10 protein-coding genes are annotated in these 19,644 nt (G+C 71.1%); 9 read left to right on the top strand and 1 reads right to left on the bottom strand.

What is annotated here, in order from left to right; genetic code table 11:
- Nucleotides 1–577 precede the first annotated feature (577 nt).
- The 5 genes from ACUTAG_RS03730 (at nucleotide 578) to ACUTAG_RS03710 (ending at nucleotide 4,033) form a co-directional block, all read left to right on the top strand.
- Nucleotides 578–1,540 carry a Bug family tripartite tricarboxylate transporter substrate binding protein gene (locus ACUTAG_RS03730; RefSeq protein ID WP_148318639.1) on the top strand — a complete coding sequence of 321 codons (963 nt, stop codon included), beginning with the start codon at nucleotides 578–580 and terminating at the stop codon, nucleotides 1,538–1,540.
- Nucleotides 1,541–1,542: 2 nt separating this feature from the next.
- Complete coding sequence (locus tag ACUTAG_RS03725; RefSeq protein WP_024069669.1) at nucleotides 1,543–2,178, top strand: glutathione S-transferase family protein; 636 nt, start codon at nucleotides 1,543–1,545, stop codon at nucleotides 2,176–2,178.
- Nucleotides 2,179–2,191: 13 nt separating this feature from the next.
- A complete protein-coding gene (locus tag ACUTAG_RS03720) occupies nucleotides 2,192–2,977 on the top strand; it encodes an aldolase (protein ID WP_148318641.1) in 786 nt (261 codons plus the stop codon).
- A gap of 118 nt (nucleotides 2,978–3,095) precedes the next feature.
- Nucleotides 3,096–3,650, top strand: a complete 555-nt coding sequence (locus ACUTAG_RS03715; RefSeq protein ID WP_020928619.1) for a helix-turn-helix domain-containing protein — start codon at nucleotides 3,096–3,098, stop codon at nucleotides 3,648–3,650.
- Nucleotides 3,651–3,667: 17 nt separating this feature from the next.
- The gene (locus ACUTAG_RS03710) at nucleotides 3,668–4,033 is read left to right on the top strand and encodes a cupin domain-containing protein (protein ID WP_006384946.1); all 366 of its coding nucleotides are present in this window, start codon (nucleotides 3,668–3,670) and stop codon (nucleotides 4,031–4,033) included.
- Between the two features lie 21 nt (nucleotides 4,034–4,054).
- Here the strand turns inward: ACUTAG_RS03710 and ACUTAG_RS03705 are convergent, their stop codons facing one another.
- Nucleotides 4,055–4,435, bottom strand: coding sequence for a hypothetical protein (locus tag ACUTAG_RS03705; protein WP_054436995.1), 381 nt, complete (start codon nucleotides 4,433–4,435; stop codon nucleotides 4,055–4,057).
- 228 nt (nucleotides 4,436–4,663) lie between these two features.
- Here ACUTAG_RS03705 and ACUTAG_RS03700 point away from each other — a divergent pair, with 228 nt between their 5' ends.
- The 4 genes from ACUTAG_RS03700 to ACUTAG_RS03685 all read left to right on the top strand — a co-directional run bounded on the left by ACUTAG_RS03700 (nucleotide 4,664) and on the right by ACUTAG_RS03685 (nucleotide 19,593).
- Nucleotides 4,664–5,347, top strand: coding sequence for an STN domain-containing protein (locus ACUTAG_RS03700; protein ID WP_446649992.1), 684 nt, complete (start codon nucleotides 4,664–4,666; stop codon nucleotides 5,345–5,347).
- Nucleotides 5,337–5,885, top strand: a complete 549-nt coding sequence (locus tag ACUTAG_RS03695) for an RNA polymerase sigma factor (RefSeq protein ID WP_020928616.1) — start codon at nucleotides 5,337–5,339, stop codon at nucleotides 5,883–5,885. Before ACUTAG_RS03700 ends, ACUTAG_RS03695 begins: the two co-directional genes overlap by 11 nt.
- Nucleotides 5,882–6,877, top strand: a complete 996-nt coding sequence (locus ACUTAG_RS03690) for a FecR family protein (RefSeq protein WP_058664861.1) — start codon at nucleotides 5,882–5,884, stop codon at nucleotides 6,875–6,877. The genes ACUTAG_RS03695 and ACUTAG_RS03690 overlap by 4 nt, the downstream gene beginning before the upstream one ends.
- 125 nt (nucleotides 6,878–7,002) lie before the next feature.
- A complete protein-coding gene (locus ACUTAG_RS03685; RefSeq protein ID WP_446649991.1) occupies nucleotides 7,003–19,593 on the top strand; it encodes a filamentous haemagglutinin family protein in 12,591 nt (4,196 codons plus the stop codon).
- The last annotated feature ends 51 nt before the right edge of the window (nucleotides 19,594–19,644 follow it).

The raw sequence follows: 19,644 nt of genomic DNA, 5'->3' as shown, positions 1-19,644 counted from the left end.
CAGCGCGACAGCGGCCAGAGCCGGCGCGTTGCCGACTTCCTGGTTGGATGAGGGGAGTGTGGAGGGTTCGATCCAACAACCTGTGGGCCGTGGATGAGGGCATTGCCGAGGACATGGGGATCGTCTTTCGCCTGGTCGCGCGTGCCAACAGCTACGCGGACACGTTTGGCTCGGCACGCAATTCGAGGGTCATCGTGAGCGTATGGCGGCACGAGCAGTTGAATGACAGTCATTCTCGGCCGAGCGTCCCGGGCCAGCTAAGCATGGCCTAGTCTTGCGATCCATATAACCCTTTCCAAGGCGAATGGCATTGCTCAACAGATCGCCGGCGGTAGGGCGATTTTTTTCGCTTTCTTGGCGCTGATGGGGCGGAGGCTAGCCGCCTTTCGCCGTCTGGATTGTTGTCCTTCGAATTCACGGACACCTGCATCAAGGCGGCGAACTTCAACAAAAAAGGCGAACTTTATTCCTGCCGCTCAGGGATTCCCCCAATCACATTTCCCTTGCGGAAAATCAATGCTCTATAGGACACTTTGTGTCATAGCCGCGATCCAGCGGCGGACACAAGGGGAATCCTATGAAGCGCATGATCATGGCCGCCGCGCTGGCGGTGGCCGCAGGGGCGGGTAGCGGCGCGCAGGCCGCGTTTCCGGATCATCCGATCCGGCTGGTGGTGCCGTTCGGCGCCGGCGGCATCACCGATATCGTGGCGCGCCAGGTGGGCAAGGGCATGGGCGATGCGCTCGGCCAGAGCGTGGTGGTGGAGAACCGGCCCGGCGCGGGCGGCGTGATCGCGGCGCAGGTGGCGGCGACGGCGCCGGCCGACGGGTATACGATCTTCATGGGCACGGTGGGCACGCAGGTGGTGAATCCGCTGATCTACGCCAAGCTCAGCTACGACGCCGACAAGTTCGCGCCGGTCGGACTGGTGTCCGGCTCGCCCTATCTGCTGGCGGTGCGCGGCGACCTGCCGGCGGCGAACTTCGCCGACTTCGTGACGTACGCCAAGGTGCACCCGGCCAAGCTGAATTTCGGTTCGGCGGGCACGGCCAGTTCGCCGCACCTGGGGCTGGAACTGCTCAAGCTGACGGCGGGCGTGGATATCGTGCACGTGCCGTTCAAGAGCGGCAGCGAAGCGGTCAACGCAGCCATCGGCGGGCAGGTGGACGTGGTGATGGATGCCAGTCCGGTGATCATGCCGCACGTGGCGTCGGGCAAGCTGCGCGCGCTGGCGGTGGCGGCGGACCAGCGCCTGCCGTCGGCGCCGCAGGTGCCGGCCGCGGGCGAGGCTGGCGACGCGGGGCTGCAGATCAGCTCGTGGAATGCGTTCTTCGCGCCGGCCGGCACGCCGCCGGCGGTGCTGGAAAAACTCAACGCGGCGCTGCGCCAGACGCTGGCCTCGCCTGAATTGAAGGCGAGGCTGGCGGCGCAGGGCACGCAGCTGTACACCGGCGCGCCGGACGAATACCAGCGCTTCATCGCGGCCGAAAAGAAAAAATGGGCCGAGATCGTCAAGCGCGCCGATATCAGGATGGATTGACGATGACCACGCATCCCTTGGCGGGACAGCCGCTGGAACTGGCCGATACGCTGCGTTCGGGCAATGCCTGGAAGATCCGGCTGGCCTGCGGTTACATGGGGTTGGCGCTGACGCGCCGCACCTTCGATATCGTGCAGGGCGACCTGGAGACCGAGGCCTTCGGCCGCATCAATCCGTGGCGCCAGGTGCCCGCGCTGCGCACGCCCGAAGGCGTGTGGCTGGCGGAGTCGCAGGCGATCCTGTGGTATCTGGGCCGGGGCACGCCGTGGCTGCCCGAGGGGCGGCTGGCGCAGGCGCAGGTGGCCAGCTGGCTGAGCTTCGAGCAGACCCAGCACATGCACGCCTTCGCGCAGCCGCGGCTGTTGATCCACCTGCGCGGCACGGCGCGGGTGGATGACCCGGCGATGGTCGAGTGGCGCCGCGCCGGCATGCGCGCGGCGGCGTGGATGGAGGACCATCTGGCGGGCCGCGCCTTCCTGGTAGGCGAGGCGCCGACCATTGCCGACATCGCGCTGTATCCCTACACCAGCATGGCGGAGCAGGGCGGCTACGACCTGTCCGCCTTTCCCCACATCAACGCCTGGCTGGCGCGCATGCGCGCGCTGCCGGGTTTTACGCCGTTGTTGGAAACGGCATAGCAAGGAGTCAAAGATGGCCGATACGATGCATTTGGGCAAGGATGAACTGATCGCGCGGGCCAAGGCCGAGATGCAGCGCCAGTTCGACACGCCCGACTGGACGCTGCGCGAGCGCCTGGCGCTGACCTGCCGCATCCTGTTCGACGGCGGGCACGATTCGGGCCTGGCCGGCCAGATCACGGCGCGCGCGCCGGAACCGAACCGCTACTACACCCAGCGGCTGGGCCTGGGGTTCGACGAGATCACAGCCGGCAACCTGCTGCTGGTGGACGAGGACCTGCGGGTGCAGGAAGGCGGCGGCATGCCCAACCCGGCCAACCGTTTCCATTCCTGGATCTACCGGGCGCGGCCGGACGTCAACTGCATCATCCACACGCACCCGCTGCACGCGGCCTCGCTGTCGATGCTGGAGGTGCCGCTGGAGGTCTCGCACATGGACAACTGCCCGCTGTATGGCGACGTGGCGTTCCTGAAGGACTGGCCGGGCGTGCCGGTGGGCAACGAGGAAGGCGAGATCATCTCGGCGGCGCTGGGCGACAAGCGCGCCATCCTGCTGTCGCACCACGGCATGCTGGTGGCCGCGGGCTCGGTGGAAGAGGCCTGCGTGCTGGCGCTGCAGTTCGAGCGCGCCGCGCGCATGCAGCTGCTGGCGATGGCGGCCGGCACGATCCAGCCGATTCCGCCGGCGCTGGGGCGCGAGGCGCACGACTGGATCCTGACGCCCAAGCGCTCGCAGGTGGGTTTTTCGTACTACGCGCGGCGGGCGTTGCGCCAGCACCCGGACGTGCTGGGCGCGTAGCGCGGTCCGCCCCGGGGCGCGGGCCGGTCATGGCGCCCCGGATGGGCAGGGGAGGCCGACTCGACGGCCGGACGGGTTTCGGGCATGCTTACCGGTCGTTTCCGCCATTTTCCCGCCCATGATCGACCTGCCTCACCGCCTGCGCGCGCTGCGCCGCCAACAATCCCTGTCCCTGGAACAGCTGGGCGAGCGCACGGGCCTGACCAAGAGCTATCTGTCCAAGCTGGAGCGGGGCCTGAGCGAGCCCTCGATCTCCACCGTGCTGCGGCTGGCCGAAGCCTATGGCGTGGGCGTGTCGCAATTGGTGGGCGGCGATGGCGCGGCGCAGGACGAGGTCGTCAGCCTGGTGCGGGTGGCCGATCGCGAAGCGCTGCAGCGGCGCGACCTGGGCACTGAATACCATTACGAATCGCTCGCCGGGCGCCGCAAGGTCAAGGCCATGGAACCCTTCATCGTGCACCCGCCGCGCGAGTTTCCCGACGCGGCCGCGGTGTTTCCGCACCCCGGCGAGGAATTCCTGCTGGTGCTCAAGGGCGCCATCGAGGTCCAGGTCGGCGAACGCGAGTTCCGCCTGGACGCCGGCGATTCGCTCTATTTCGATTCCGAACTGCCGCATCGCATGCGCACGGTCAGCCGCGGCGCGGCCGAGGTGCTCGTGGTAGCGGCGCATTGAACTCCAAGGAAAGCGCAGTGAAGCATGATCAATCGCGGCTGGTCCGCATCGACGCCGGCCCCATGAAGAATCCGGTGCCCGGCAAGCCCAAGCGTCCCCTCTCGGGCGACGCGGCGTTCCGCACCGTGACCGCGTTCGAAGGCAACGGCGGCCGCGCCGAGGCCGGCGTGTGGGAGAGCACGGCCGGCAGTTTCCAGTCCAACACCACCGGCTATATCGAATTCGGCTACATCGTCGAAGGCGCGGCGCGCCTGGTTGACCCGGATGGCACCGTGCACGAACTGACCGTGGGCGAGGCCTTCGTGATGCCGGAGGGCTATACCGGCCGCTGGGAAGTCGATACCTTCGTCAAGAAGATCTATTTCATCAGCCGCACCGCCTGAACGCGCGGCGCTGAAGACGCCCTACGGCGTCGGCCGCTGCGGATAGGCCGAGGTGCCGAAGGTGTTGCCCATGCGGTTGCCGATGGTGGCGGGCGTGGGAAGGCCCATCTGGTTGGGCGGCCGTTGCGTGATGGCTTCGGAGCCCAGCGCGGGCGGCGGCCTGGGCGCCGCGTCGGGCGCCATCTTCTGGTTCAGGCAGCCATACGACAGGGCGCGGTAGCCGTTGACCTCGGTCTCGATGCAGGCGCCGCCGGGCGCGGGCCCGGCCGTCGACGCGGGCGGCGGCACCGGCGTGGCCTGCGCGGCGGGCGCGGTCTGGGCGCCCGCCGTCAGGGGCGCGAGCGCCAGCGCGGCCAGCAACAGCAGACCGGCGCGGTGCGGAAAGGGGCAAGGGATGCGCATGCGGGCTCCTTGGAAAAAGGCCCGGCGACCAGTGGCCACCGTGCCATCAGTATAGGGACAGATGATCGCGCGCAGGTGACGATTGCGTGGCGGGCCGGCGTCGCGTGCATGTGGCGTGTCACGATTGCGTCATTCACGCGTCCTAGCATGGCGCCTTTCCTTCGAGGCGGGTGCGCCGGCACTCGCGACAACGGCAATGCCTGGCATTTTTCCTCCATGTTGGCGTCCATGACCTTTGCCTGTCCGCCGGGCGGGGGCTGGATGGGACGCGCCTGCCTGGCGTTGGGGATGTGGGCGCTGGCCGGCGCGGGCAGCGCCGGGGCGCCGCCGCGCGAGATGGCATTCGCCATTGCCGCGCAGCCGCTGGACCAGGCGCTGGCGGAGTACAGCCTGGCCAGCGGCCGCACGGTGCTGGTCGACACCGCCTTGACCGCCGGCCGACACGCGCCCGCGGTGATAGGCACCTATACCCCCGGGGATGCCCTGCGCAGGCTGCTGGCGGGGGCGCCGTTGGCGATCCGCTATGCCAGCACGCATTCGTTCACGCTGGTGGCCGCGCCGCACACGGCGCCGGCGGTGCGCGCGGCCAGCGCGGCGCGGTTGCGAGACACGCCCTACGCGGCCGCGCTGCAAGGCGCGCTCAAACAGGCGCTGTGCAGGGGCTCGGGGGCCGAGCCGGGCCGCTATCGCGCCCTCGTTAAGCTCTGGTTCGACAAGACCTGGCGCGTTGACAGGGTGGATTGGGTATCGGACACGGGATCGGCGCCATTGAATCGCCAGCTGGAGACCGCGCTGCGCGGGGTGACGGCCGGGCCATTGCCCGCCGGCATGCGGCAGCCGGTGACGATATTGCTGCGGGCCGGTGGCGCTGACGACTGCGCCGCGCCGCGAGGGGCGGGCCATGCGGGATGACAGGTCGCCGGGCTCGCTGCGCGCGCTGTTCCTGGAGCGCTACAACGATTTCCGCAGCCAGCTCAGGCGCCGACTGGGGTCCGATGACCTGGCCCATGATGCGATGCAGGAAGCCTTCCTGAAAGTGAACGACCTGCCGGCGAGTTCGTCGATCCAGCAGCCGGCGGCCTATCTGTTCCGGGTGGCGCTGAACATCGCCGAGGACCAGCGCCGCCGTGATTCACGTCTATTGACGGGGGTGGAGATCAGCGAGCTGATCGGCGGCACGGACGAAGCCGCCGATCCGGCACGCATCGCGCAAGGCCGCAGCCAGATCGACGCGTTCCGTCGCGCCTTGCGCCAGTTGCCCGAGCGCACCCAGCAGATGCTGTTGGCTGCCCGGGTGCACGACGTGCCGCATGCGGAGATCGCCAGGCGCTATGGCGTGTCGGAACGCATCGTGTCCAAGGAGCTCAAGCGCGCATTGGTCCATTGCGGCAAGGTGCTGCAAGCGCAGGAGGAGCCAGCGCGACGCGCCGGCGAGGAAGACGAAACATGACGCTGACGGGGCTGCCAGGAAGGCGCAAGGGCGAGGCGTCGGCGCATGACCGCGATGCGCGCGAATGGTTGTTGATGCTGACTTCGGGCGCCGCAACCGAGGCCGATGCGCAGGCATTCCGCGCCTGGCTGCGCCAGGACGCGCGCCACGAGGCCGCGTTCGCCGAACAGAAGCGCCTGTGGCAGGCGCTGGGACCGGCGGTGCGCGAAGAGGCGAAGGCATGGGCCGCGCCGCGTCGTCCGTCGCCGTCGGGCCGGCGCGCCTTCCTGGGGGGCGCGGTGGCGGCGTCGGTCGCGTATCTGGCCTGGCGTCCTCCGCTGGGACTGTGGCCCGGCCTGGGAGAATTCGGCGCCGATTACCGCACCGCCACCGGCGAGCAGCGGCGGGTGGCGCTGGGCGAGGCGCTGGAACTGGAGCTCAATACTCAGACGCGCATCAACGTGCGCTCGGCGCCCGACGCCGGCGCGGTGATCGAACTGGAGGCGGGCGAGGCCGAAGTCCGCGTTGGCCGGCCGCTGAATGCGCGTGGCGAAGCGGCGGCGCCGGCGACACAGGTGGTGGCCGGCGCCGGCCGCATCACCGCGCGCGAGGCGCGGTTCAACCTGCGCTATCTCGACGGCGAAGCCAGCTTGTGCTGCCTGTCCGGCAGTTTGCGGCTGGCGCACGCGCTGGGGGCGTATGACGTGGCCGCCGGGCAGGAGCTGCGCTACGACGGCCAGCGGGTGATGCCGCCGGTGGCGGCGGATACCGAGGCCGTAACGGCCTGGCGCCGCGGCTGGCTGGTGTTCGATCGAGTGCCGCTGGCGGACGTGGTGGAGGAACTGAACCGCTATCGTCGCGGCCGCCTGGTGCTGCTCAACAGCCGGCTGGGCCGGCGCCAGGTGCAGGCGCGCTTCGCGCTGGCGCAGGTGGCGGACGCCGAGCAGTTGATTCGTGACGCCTACGGCGCCGAGGTGACTCGATTGCCCGGAGGCGTGGTGTTGCTGTCCTGAGCTGCCACCAATGTCGGGCCGGGAAACTGCATGAATTATTTATGACAGGGTTCCGGTCGGCATTTTTCCATCCGTCTGTCTTGTTCCAGGTGGCGACACCCCGATAGGAATGAGGAAGGACGATCATGCAGACACGGTTGGCGCAACGCGGCGGTAGGGCATTGAGGGCGCGTAAGGCGGGGCGCGGCCGTCCGCGCTGGCGTCCGACACCGGTGACGCAGGCGTTGGCGGTGCTGCTGGTGGCGGGCGGCTGGAGCGGCGCGGCGCAGGCCCAGGCGCGTGCCTTCAGCCCGGGCTGGTTCGCGGACAAGGGCGCGGTGCAGTCGACCGCGCAGCGCACCGGCCGCATGCCCGACGGCAGCCTGGCCGGCATCGGCAACAGCGCCCGCCAGCAGGCGCAGTCGCGCCAGCAGTTGCAGCGCTCGCTGGACAACCTGAATCGCACCGCCGCGGCGGTGGCCGCGCAGCAGGCGGCGCAGGCGGCGGCGCGCGCGGCCGCGGCGGCCAACGGCGCCGCCGTGCCGGACGGACTGGCGCAGGGCGGGCTGTGGATCGCCGAGGGCGCGCAGGCCAAATGGGAAGGCGCCAACAAGCCGCGCACCGGCACCGAGGGCGGGCGCCAGCTGGTGACCATCGAGCAAACGCAGTCGCGCGCCATCCTGAATTGGGACACGTTCAACGTGGGCCGCAACACCACGCTGCGGTTCCAACAAAAGGCCGACGACGCGGTGCTGAACCGGGTGGTGGGCGCGTCGGCGCGGCCCAGCCAGATCCAGGGCGCGATCCAGGCCGACGGCACGGTGCTGGTGGTGAACCAGAACGGCGTGATCTTCAGCGGCACCAGCCAGGTCAACGCGCGCAACCTGGTGGTGGCCGCCGCCACCATGAGCGACGCGCAGTTCCGCGGCAATGGCCTGTATGGCGACAATGGCCAGCCGACTTTCCGCGACGCCGCCGGCCGCATCGAGGTGCAGGCGGGCGCGCGCCTCCAGACCTCGACGCCGGCCTCCTCGACCACGGGCGGCGGTTATGTGCTGCTGCTGGGCAAGGAGGCCGTCAACGCCGGCACGATCGATACCCCGGGGGGCCAGGCACAACTGGCGGCCGGCGACAGCTTCGTCATCAAGCGCGGGCAGGGGACGGCGGGCAATCAGTTGTCCACCACCCGGGGCAACGAGGTGACGCCCGCGGGCGCGACGGGCCGTGTCGAAAACACCGGCCTGATCCAGGCCGCCCTGGGCGACGTGACATTGACCGGCGCCGAGGTGGCGCAGCGCGGTGTGCTGTTGTCGAGCACTTCGGTGAACGCCCGCGGCACCCTGCACTTGGCCGCGGCGGGCGCGGATGGCCGGATCACGCTGGCCGCAGGCAGCGCCACGGCGATCCTGCTGGATCGGGGCGGCGACCTGGCGCTGGACAGCCAGCGCGATGGCCTGCGCGTGCCCCTGGGCGCGCAGACCGATGCGCCCATGGCCGCGGCAGGCAGCGACCGGCGCGACCTGTCCCGCGTGGAAATCCGCAGCGGCGGCACGGTCGATTTCGCGGCGGATTCCATGACGCTGGCCACGGGCGGGCAGATCGTGGTCCACGCCGCACGGCGCAGCCTGCTGCGCGACGGCGCGGTGCTGGACGTGGCCGGCGCGGTGGGCGTGCCCGTCGCCATGGAAAACAACAACATCAAAATCAACGTGCAGGGCAACGAGCAGCGCGACGCCCCGCTCAATCGCGACAGCGGCAAGCTCAACAGCAGCGATGTGTGGGTGGATCTGCGCGAGCTGGTGTGGGTGCCGGCGGGAACCAACGGCTATGCCACCGATCGCTGGTACACGGCGGGGGGGCTACTGGAAGTGAGCGGCTATCTCGGCACGCGGCCGCACGCGGTCGGCGAATGGATGGCGCAAGGCGGCAATGTCGAGTTCAGTGGCGGCGACGTGGTGACGCGCGCCGGTTCGTCCATCAATCTGTCTGGCGGCACCCTGGACGTGCAGGACGGCATGATCCGCCAGAGCTGGTTGCGAGGCGCGGACGGCCGCTTGTATGAGGTGTCGCGCGCGCCGGGCGACCTGGCCTATGCCGGCCTGTACCTGGGGTACGAGGCGCGCAGCGCGCGCTGGGGCCAGACGCGGTATTTCTACAACCCGCTGCTCGCCCCGCGCGAGCGATTCGAGACCGGCTATACCGTGGGCCGCGATGCGGGCAGGCTGCTGGTGGGCACCAGCGGCGCGGTGCTGGAGGGTGAACTGCTCGGCGCCACCTTCCTGGGCGAGCGCCAGAGCGTCGCCGCGCGCTCTGACCTGGATGGCTACCAGCAATCGCAACGCGCCGCGGCGCGCGGCGCGCAATTGGTGGTGGGCGCCTACACGCCCTATTACGACAAGCGCACCGGGGCGTTGCGGTACACATTGGAACGCAATCAGAACACCGCCGCGCGCGTCGTGCTGGACGGGTGGGTGGCGGCCATCGCCGGCGGCCTGGAACTGGACACCGCCCTGCCCGCGGACCGCGGCGCCAACCTCTTGCTCGACAGCGCACGGTTGAGCGCGTCGGGCCTGGGCGCCGTCAGGATCGCCGCCGCCGACATTGACGCGCGCGCCGACCTGGCGGTGGCGCCCGGCGGCGAGATCACGCTGTTTGCCGAGCGGGTGTCGGTGGACGCCACGTTGAGCGCGCGCGGGGGCGCGCTGCGCCTGGGCAGCGTCATGACGCAGGCCACGCCGACCGGCATGCTCGACACCCTGGCGGGCGGCAACGGCGCGGACGAGCGCGTGGCGCTGGGCGCGAACGCCCGCCTGGACGCGTCGGGGCTGTGGCGCAATCTGGCGCCGGCGCAGGCCGGCGCCCTGGCTTATCTGGATGGCGGCAGCGTGTCGGTGCGAGGACGCGGCGATCTGCTGCTGGATGCGGGCAGCACGATCGACGTGGGCTCGGGCGCCGCATTGCGCGCGCCGGGCAAGCTGACCGGTGGCAGGGGCGGCGACATCACGCTGGAGACGCTGGCGGCCGACGGTTCGGCAGGCGGCCGCTTGCGCCTGGCGGCCGACTTGCGCGGCTATGGGGTGGAGGGCGGCGGCACCTTGGCGGTAACGGCGCCAAAGGTGGTGCTCGGCGATGCCGGCGCGGCGGGCGACGGCGCGCTGGTGCTGGAGGCGGCGCTGTTCCAGCGCGGCTTTTCGCGCTACCAGATCGCGGGCAGCGAAGGCCTGGCCGTGGCCGACGACGCGCGCATCGACGTCGCGATGCCGGTCTACCGGCCCGGCGCCGATGCGGCCGAAGTGCCGACCGGCTCGCGGCCGGCCGTGGCGCTGCAAGCCTGGCTGCCGCCGGTCTATCAGCATGATCCGGTGGCGGCAACGATCACGCGCCGTCGCGGCGCCAGCCTGTCACTGCAGAGCGGCCGCAACCTGGCGACGGCCGGCGCCGACGTCGATGCGGCGCTGACGATCGGCCGCGGCGCGCGCGTCACCGTCGACCCCGGCCAGACCCTGCGGCTGCGGGGCGCGGGCCAGATCACGGTGCTGGGCGCATTGAGCGCCGCCGGCGGCAGGATCGACATCCGGCAATTGCGGCTGGGCGATATCGACGTGGCCGAGTCGGTGGAAACCGCCAGCGGACGGGTCCACGACCGGTCCATTCTGGTGGGAGAGCAGGCGCTGCTGGATGTCGCCGGCCGCGCCGAGGCTGGCGTGGACGCGCGCGGGCGCAGGTACGGCGTGGCGGATCAGGGCGGCGCCATCGTCATCGGCGGGGAAATCGACCACGAGCGCGCCACCGCGACCTCCTCCGATGCCTATGTGATCGTGCGGCCCGGGGCGCGGCTGGAGGCCTCGGGCGCCAGCGTGGATCTGGACGTGCAGGGCGTCGGGCCGCTGCGGCTGGACCGCGATGGCGGCCGGATTTCGCTCAGTTCGTACCTGGGCCTGCAGCTGGACGGCCAGTTGGCGGCGCGCGCGGGAGGCCCCGGGGCCGCTGGCGGCACGCTCGATATCGCGCTGGAAACGCCGTTGTACCGCCTATGGGGCGGTGATACGGCCACGGCCGCGGTGCAAGTGCCGCGCGAATTAGTGCTGACGAGCGGCGCCGCCGCGCGCGAGCCGCGTTATGGCCAGGCGCGGCTGGACCTGGCGCGCGTGTTGGCCGGCGCGGGCTTCGATCACATCGGCCTGTTGTCCAACGGCCTGATGTCCTTTGACGGCGCGGTCGACCTGGCGGCCGCGGGCAGTCTGCGGCTTTATGCCGGCGCGTTTTCCCTGGCGACGGGGGCCGACGCGGCGGACAGCCGGGTGGTGCTGTCGGCCCCGTATGTGCGCCTGTCGGGCCCGGGCAGATACTTCGCCACCAATGGCCTGACGCGGCCCCGGGTGCTGTTCGGCGATGCGGCCACGGTGGGGGCGGGCAACTTCACCGTGCGTGCCGGCGGCTTGCTGGAGGTCGGCAACAGCCTGTCCTTTGGCACCCAGGGCCAGATCCAAGTCGCCGGCGCCACGCCGCTCGTGGTGACGCGACCAGGCTTTGACCGTGTCGAGCTGCGCAGCGGCGGCGACATGCGCTTCCTGGCCCCCAACGATGATCAGCCGCGCACGCGCCTGTGGACGCGCGGCGACCTGGATCTGGTCGCCGCGCAACTCTATCCGGCCACGGGAGCTGATGCGGAGGTGCTGGCCGGCCACACCCGCGACCTCGCATCCGGCGCACTGGTGTTCGATCCGGCGCGGACCTTGCGCGTCGGCCGTGTGGACGCGGCCGCGGCATTGCCGCCCGTGCCGTATTCCGCGTTCGGCACGCTGCGCCTGGCCGCCGCCAGCGTCGAGCAGGGTGGCGTGCTGCGGGCCCCGCTGGGCGCGATCGTCCTGGGCGACCTGAGCGAACGGTTGGGGACACGGCGCCTGACCCTGCTGCCGGGCAGCGTCACGTCCGTCAGCGGCGCCGGCCTGGTGATGCCTTACGGCGGCACCTCGGATGGGGTGTCATACCGGTTCCAGGGCGAGGAGGTGGCGCTGGTCGGCGTGGGCGGGGCGACGGGCTTCGAGCAGGGCGCCTATCTGCGCACCGGCATCACGCTGGCGTTTCGCGACGTGGATGCGGCGCCGGGCGCGTTGCTGGATCTGTCGGGCGGCGGCGAACTGGCCGGCGCTGGCTTCGTGTCGGGCCGCGGCGGTTCGACCGATGCGCGCTACTTTCCGCTGGTGCGCAACACGCCCGACGGCGGTTTTTTCCTGCCGGCCCTGGCGGACCATCCGGTCTATGCCATCGTGCCGGGCGCGCAACCCGGCTATGCGCCCGCGGGCGGCGAGGCAGGCGCGTCGAGGCCGGGCGTGGGGCGCCAGATCACGGTGGGCGCGGGCGTGCCCGGCTTGCCGGCCGGCACCTATACCTTGATGCCTTCCACCTTCGCGCTGTTGCCGGGCGCCTTCCGCGTCGAGATCAACGGCGCCGCGGCCGCGGGGCCGGCCATCGCGCCGATGCGGCTGCGCAACCTGTCATGGGCGGCCAGCGGCACGTTGTCCACTGCCGGCACGGCCTTGACCGACAGTTTGCCGAGCCAGGTGATCCTGACGCCGGCCGCCGTGCTGCGAACCTATTCGCAATACAACGAGACCAGCTACGCCAGCTTCGTGCGTGCCGACGCGGTCAGGCGGGGCGTGCCGCGCGCGATGTTGCCGGCCGACGCGCGCACGCTGCGGCTGACGATATTCCCGGGGACGTCCGACGGCCAGGCGCTGCGCTTTGACGGCGTTGCCGATTTCCGGGCGGCGGCGGGCGGTTTCGCCGGCACCGCGGCGCTCAACGGCGGCAGCAGCCAGGTGGAAATCCTGCCGGCCGGCCAGGCGCCGAGCGCCGGCTTTGGCGGCGCATCGGTGCAGGCGGATGCGCTGGCGGCCCTGGGTGCCAACCGGTTGGTGATCGGCGCCCTGCCGGTGGTCGAGTATGGACAGGGCGGCCGCTTCTACACCTTCCAGGGCGGCGCGCAGCGGGTGATCCTGCGGTCCGGTGCGCAGCTGGCCACGCCCGAGATCCTGGTCTCGTCGCGCGAGATCGAAGTCGAGGCCGGCGCGGGGCTGTCGACGCTGGGACGCGGCGCGCCGTCGGTGGATTCGACGCAGGGCTATGCCTTCCAGCCTGGCGCGGTGGCGCTGTTGGCGCTGTCCAATGGGCGCCTGGATGTGCTGGCGCCCGACGCGCAGGCCGCCGGGTCGATCCGCATCGGCACCTGCGCGGCGGTGCCGTGTCCCTCGGCAACGGGGCTGTACTCCGAAGGCACCATCGCCGCGGCGGTCAATGGCGTGTTCGACCTGGGCGAGGCGGTGCGCTACGGAACCCGCAACCTGACGCTGGCGGTCGGCGCAGTCAATGTCGGCACGGCCACCGCGCTGGAGCAGGCGGCGGTGCGTGGCGTGCTGCCGAGCGGCCTGACCTTGAACCAGGAAATTCTCGCCCGGCTCCTGCGTGGCGATGTCAGTAGCGGCGCGCCGGGGCTCGAAGTGCTGACGCTGACCGCGCGCGACGCCATCAATTTCTATGGCTCCGTGGCGCTCGATACGCGCGACCCGGCCAGCGGCCGCTACAGCCTGGCCACACTGGCGCTGGGCACGCCGGCCCTGTACGGCTACGGTGAAAGCGGCGACGAGGCCGCCATCCGCACCGGGCATCTGGTCTGGAACGGGGCCACGCAGGCGCCCGGCGCGGTGGCGGCGGGCGGCGCCGGCACCGGCCGGGGCACCCTGCGCATTGACGCCGAGCGCATCGAGTTCGGCTACGGCCAGGGGGCGCAGCCCAACGGCGTGGACGACAACGCCCGCCTGGCACTGGGCTTCGGCGCTGTCGTGCTCAATGCCAGCGAACGCGTCACCGCGAACCATCGCGGCAGCCTGGCGGTGTACCAGTCGCAAGGCGCCTATGGCAGCGGTGGCTACGCGTACAGCGGTGGCGACCTGACGGTGAACACGCCGCTGCTGACCGGTGTCGCCGGCTCCGTCAACCGTTTCATCGCGGGTGGCGACGTGCGGGTCGTGGCGCCGGCGGGCGCGCCGGTCGCGCCGGTTCAGGCGCTGGGCGCGGAGCTGAGCCTGACGGGGGCGAACGTGCGGATCGACGGGGCCATTGTGCTGCCCAGCGGCAAGCTGACGCTGACGGGGCGCGACAGTGTGTTGTTGGGGGCGGGCTCCACGCTGGACCTGGCGGGCCGCGCCATCGCCTTCAACGACGTATGGCGCTACAGCTGGGGCGGCGAACTGATCCTGGAAAGCGGCCTGGGCGCCATCCGCCAGGAAAGCGGAGCGTTGATCGACCTGTCGGCGCGCGAGAACGACGCCGGCGCCCTGCGCGCGGTGGCGCTGTCCCCGACCGGCGGCGAGGTGGCCTTGCTCGGCCGCATACTGGGCGGCGCGTCGGGGCGCTACGACGCGGCAGGCACGCTGGTGCCGTATCGGGCCGGCAGCATCGACATTCGCGCGCAGCGCCTGGGCGCGGCGGGCTCGCTGGATGCCGATTTCGACGCCCTGAATCAACGCCTGAACGAGGGCGGCGTGAGCGGCGCGCGCAGTTTCCAGATCAAGCAGGGCAACCTGACGGTGGGCGACGCCTTGCGCGCCAACGATATCAATCTGTCGCTGGACGGCGGCCACCTGACCGTGGCGGGCCGTGTCGACGCCAGCGGCGAACGGGTCGGCCGCATCCGGCTGGCGGCGCGCGAAGGGCTGACGCTGGCGTCCGGCGCCGTGCTCGATGCGCACGGCACGCTGCTGCGCGTGGACAGCTACGGCAAGATCATCGACGCGCCCAACCGCGCCGTCGTCGAACTCAATGCCGGCCAGGGCGTGCTGACCCTGGCCGGGGGCGCGCGCATCGACTTGCGCCATGGCACGGCGGCCACCCAAGGCACGGCGGCGGGGCAGCACGATGGCGCCGCGCGCGGCACGCTGGAATTGCTGGCGCCGCGCGTCGATGCGGCCGGCAACGCCGGCATCAACGGGGGCGGCGCGCCGGATGCCGCCGCCACATATGGCGACATTGCCATCGAGGCGCGCGGACCTCTGGCCATCGAGGGCGCCAAGGCAATCACGCTGATCGCCACGCAGCGCTACGACGATGCCCGTCCCGGTGATCCCGCCGAGCGCAGCGGCGGGCGCGAATACCAGATCATCGACCAGGATTACCTGAACGAAAAGCATGCCGACAGTGCGGCTTTCATGGGCCGCGCGCTGGCCAACGGCAACCTGCTCGGCGGCAAGCTCGCCGGCCTGAACAATGCCGTCTATCGCGACGTGTTCCATCTGCGGCCCGGCGTCGAGATCGTCAGCCGCAGTGCGGACGGCGACCTGGTCGTGCAAGGCGACCTGGACCTGTCGGGCTATCGCTATGCCAGCCTGAATCCGCGCACGCCGCTGGGCGCCGCGTATGGCTCCGGCGAGGCGGGCGCGCTGGTGCTGCGGGCCAAGGGCAACCTGGATGTATATGGCAGCATCAACGACGGTTTCGCCCCGCCGCCGGCGTCGCCGGACGACGAGAACGGCTGGATCCTGACCCCGGGGACGCAGCCCTTCGGCGGTGACGTGGTCCTGCCGCGCGGGGGAGTGGAGCTGGCCGAAGGCACCGAGTTCCCGGGCGGGCGCACCCTGAATTACCCCTTGCCCTTGCAGGCGACCACGCTGGCGGCGGGGACGCGCCTGCCGGTGGAGGCGGTGCTGGACCAGAGCCTGTCGCTGGCCCCGGGCACGGTGGTGTCCGGGGACGTGCGCGATGCGGCCGGACAGTTGCTGTACGGGGCCGGCACCGTGCTGGCGCAGGCCGTGGAACTGCCTGCGGGGACGCGCTTGGGCGCGGGCACGCTGCTGGCGCAGGGCACGGCCTTGCAGGCGTTCACCTGGCCGGCGGACGTGGCCCTGCCGAACCTGCACACCACCCAGGGCAATGAGGCCAACGTGCTGCGTCTGGCGGGCACGATCACGCTCAAGCTGGGCGCGCTGATCCCGTCGCAGGCCAAGCTGGTGCTTCCGGCCGGCACCGAATACGTGCCATTGCGGCCGGACGCCACGGCGGCGCAGCGGCGCAATTGGGCGTTGGCGCCGATGCTGCCCGCCGGCAGCCAGTCGTGGTCGGTCCAGCTGGTGGCGGGCGCCGACCTGGAGGCGGCCGATCCGCGCCGCGTCCTGCCGGGCGCAGGCCACCTGACGCTGGCCGACAGCCATTACAACGTCAGTCTGGAGCAGGGCAACGCCCGGCTGGTGTGGGGGCCTGACGCGCCGGATTACGGCGCCGAACCGGGCAAACCGGTGCCGGACGAAATGCAGTGGCTGTGCGATGTCACGCCCGGCCTGTGCGTGCCGCCGCCGCCCTGGGTGTGGGCCGAGGACAACTGGCTGGGGTTCCCCGGAGGCGAGCCGGTGGCCGATGGCGACCTGGCGCTGTGCAAGACATTTCCCGATCAATGCGTCGCGAACAAGACCACCCTGACGATCGTTAACCATACGCAGAACTTCAGCGTGCTGCGCACGGGCACGGGCGATCTGGCGCTGGCGGCGGGGGGAGACATCAGCCTGCGGTCGGCCTATGGCGTCTACACGGCGGGCACGCAAGCGGCCGACGTGGCGCCGGCCTACCTGCTGTCGCGCGGCCGTTATGGCGGCACGGTGCTGGGGGATGCCTACGCCTCGACCTATGAGCCGTTCGTGGCGGACGGCGCCTACCAGGCCTGGTATCCCGAGGCGGGCGGCAATCTCGACCTGTATGCCGGCGGCGCGCTGCGCGGCGACGTATGGGGCAGGACCGTGCCCGCCTCCCTCGAGGGACGCGTGATCGATCCCAGCGTCGGCGTCGGCAACTGGCTGTGGCGCCAGGGCACGGGCAGCGCCAACGGCGGTGACACACCCACGGCATGGTGGATCAACTTCGGCAGCTATACGCAGGCCCCTGCTTCGTTCAAGGATGGCACGCCTTTGCTGGCTGGTTTCACCGGATTTGGCGCGCTGGGCGGCGGCAACGTCAGCGTGCGCGCCGACGGCGACGCCGGCAATATCGACGCGCGCGGCACCGCTTCGGACCCGCGCAGCCAGGGCCTGGTCGTTGCGGTGGGCAGCACTGGCCGCGTCGCCGCCGACGGCGCCCTCGCATTGACCGGCGGCGGGGATATCGACGTGCGCATCGGCGGCCGGCTGAATCCGACCCAGAACGCGCGCGGACTGGTGTCGACGACGACGGGCGCCAAGCCCTTCTATGGCGACCCGGCCCTGGACCTGCAGGGCGCCCTGATCAACCTGCGAGGCAGCGTGCGCCTCTCGGCGGGCGCGGTGGGCGGCCTGGCGCTGCAATATGGCAACAACGCGACCCTGCAGGACGCCAAGGAAAGCCGCGGCTACGATCCCTACACGTCCACCCTGGCCAGCGCCACGGGGGGGCTGGTGCTGATGCCTGGCGACGCGGTCATGCGCGTTGATACGCGCGGCGACCTGGTGCTGGGCGGGGCTGGCGACCCTGGCCGTGTCGCAGTGCCCAACAGCACGCCGTTCCGGCTGCCCGACGGCACCGCGCTGGCGGGCGGCGGCTACAGCTGGTTTTCGATGTGGACCGACAGCACCGCCATTGAACTGGCCAGCGCTGGCGGCAACCTCGCGCCCAGCCGCCAGACCGCGCACAGCGCCCGCAATTCACCGCTGCAGACGGGGCGCAACACGTCGGCCTCGGACGCGCGCTATCTGTATCCGTCGATACTGCGCGCCACCGCCTACGACGGCAGCGTCTACGCCGGCGCGTCCGCGGGCTACCTGAACAGCGAAATCGATGGCGTGCCGTATTCGCTTACCCTGGCGCCGGGCGCTCGCGGCCAACTGGAACTGCTGGCCGGCGACTCGATCTACGCTGGCGGCTACGCCATCAATCGATCCGGCGCCGATCCGACCGTGATGGCGAGCGTGCGCAACCCCGCCTTCGCCGGTTATGACTCCCTGGCCAGCGATGCGGTATTGCTGGGCAACCAGGGGGCCGGCGGTGGCGCCGCGACGCGCGGTATCCATTACCCCCTGTTCCATTTCGGCGCACCGACCGCGGGCGCCGCCGGCTCCAACGCCGTGACGCGGCTATATGCGCGCGACGGCGACATCGTCGGGTTGCGCAGCGGCGAGCTGATCAGCGTGGCGCAGGGGCCGCAGGCCGGCCTGAACTGGTTCGAGGCCGCCGGCCCGGTCTGGATGATGGCGGGACGGGACATCGTGGCCTCGGGCACCGACATCGGCAAGCCCACCGCGGTGCCCACCAGCAACGGCTATACCTTCGGGATCGGCGACGGTGTGTCCAGCGGCAATCTGTTCCTGCATCGGGACGGGCTCGATGTTTCGCGGGTCGCGGCGGGCCGCGACATCCTGTACAGCACGTTCCAGGTGGCGGGGCCGGGCGTGCTGGAGGTCACGGCGGGCCGCCACGTGCTGATGGCCGACCGGGCCGCCATCGGCAGCCTCGGCCCGGTGCTGCCGGGCGATCCGCGGCCGGGAGCGTCGATCGCCGTGCAGGCGGGGGTGGGCGCGGCCGGGCCGGACTACGCCGGGTTCCTGGCGCGCTACCTGGATCCGGCGCGGCTGGCCGATGCCGGCCGGCCGCGTGAAGACCAGGGCCTGCCCTTCAAGACCTATGAGGCGGAACTGCTGCTGTGGTTGACGCAGCGCTACGGTTTCGCGGGCAGCGGCGAGCAGGCGCGCGCCTACTTCGACGCCTTGCCCGCCGAGCAGCAGCGGATCTTTGCGCGCCAGGTGTATTTTGCCGAACTGCGCGCAGGCGGCCGCGAATACAACGACAAGTCAGGTCCGCGCAGCGCCAGTTACCTGCGCGGCCGCCAGGCCATCGCGGCGCTGTTCCCGGATACCGCGCCCGGTGCCTACCAGGGCGATCTCACGCTGTATGGCGCGGCCGGTATCCGCACCGCTTTCGGCGGCGACATCCAGCTGCTGACGCCGGGCGGACAGCAGGTGTTCGGCGTGGAAGGCGCGGCGCCGCCCGCCACGGCCGGCATCATTACACAGGGCGAAGGCGATATCCAGCTGTATGCGCTGGGCAGCATCCTGTTGGGCCAGAGCCGCGTCATGACCACGTTCGGCGGCGGCATCACCGCCTGGTCCGCGCAGGGGGACATCAACGCGGGCCGTGGTTCCAAGACCAGTGTGCTGTACACACCTCCCAAACGTGTCTACGACAGCGTCGGCAATGTGACGCTGTCGCCCGCCGCGCCCAGCACGGGCGCGGGCATCGCGACGCTGGCGCCGCTGCCCGAGGTGCCAGCAGGCGATGTGGACCTGTACGCCCCGCTTGGCACCATTGACGCGGGGGAGGCTGGCATCCGGGTCTCGGGCAACGTCAACATCGCCGCCTTGCAGGTGGTCAACGCGGCCAACATCCAGGCCCAGGGCGACAGCCAGGGCGTCCCGGTGGCGGCTGCGGCCAACACAGGCGCGCTGGCGTCGGCCAGTGCCGCCGCCAGTTCCGCGGTCAACGCCGCGCAGGATTCCGTCCAGCGCGCCCAAAGCCAGGCACGCCGGAACCTGCCATCGGTGATCACCGTGCAGATCCTGGGACACGGCGATGAGCCGCTGGCGGGCGCGTCCCGGCCGGCGGCGCCGGGGCCGGCCACCGGCTACGACGCCGCCAGCGCGGTGCAGGTCCTGGGGGCCGGGACGCTGGACGACAGCGAGATGCGCGCGCTCAGCCCGATCGAGAAAAGTCGGCTGGCGATGTAAGGGCGGACGGCGCGCGGGTGACGCGCACATGACGATTGCCGGGCGATGCGG

The organism is Achromobacter sp. CSND-B12 (genome assembly GCF_052906545.1).
The sequence above is the reverse complement of the archived record's forward strand: the minus strand, read 5'-3'. Positions and strand labels throughout refer to the sequence as shown.

Coding starts and splice junctions, on each gene's coding strand:
- ACUTAG_RS03730 (WP_148318639.1), top strand. CDS start 578: ATGAAGCGCATGATCATGGCCGCCGCGCTGGCGGTGGCCGCAGGGGCG.
- ACUTAG_RS03725 (WP_024069669.1), top strand. CDS start 1,543: ATGACCACGCATCCCTTGGCGGGACAGCCGCTGGAACTGGCCGATACG.
- ACUTAG_RS03720 (WP_148318641.1), top strand. CDS start 2,192: ATGGCCGATACGATGCATTTGGGCAAGGATGAACTGATCGCGCGGGCC.
- ACUTAG_RS03715 (WP_020928619.1), top strand. CDS start 3,096: ATGATCGACCTGCCTCACCGCCTGCGCGCGCTGCGCCGCCAACAATCC.
- ACUTAG_RS03705 (WP_054436995.1), bottom strand. CDS start 4,435: ATGCGCATCCCTTGCCCCTTTCCGCACCGCGCCGGTCTGCTGTTGCTG.
- ACUTAG_RS03700 (WP_446649992.1), top strand. CDS start 4,664: ATGACCTTTGCCTGTCCGCCGGGCGGGGGCTGGATGGGACGCGCCTGC.
- ACUTAG_RS03695 (WP_020928616.1), top strand. CDS start 5,337: ATGCGGGATGACAGGTCGCCGGGCTCGCTGCGCGCGCTGTTCCTGGAG.
- ACUTAG_RS03690 (WP_058664861.1), top strand. CDS start 5,882: ATGACGCTGACGGGGCTGCCAGGAAGGCGCAAGGGCGAGGCGTCGGCG.
- ACUTAG_RS03685 (WP_446649991.1), top strand. CDS start 7,003: ATGCAGACACGGTTGGCGCAACGCGGCGGTAGGGCATTGAGGGCGCGT.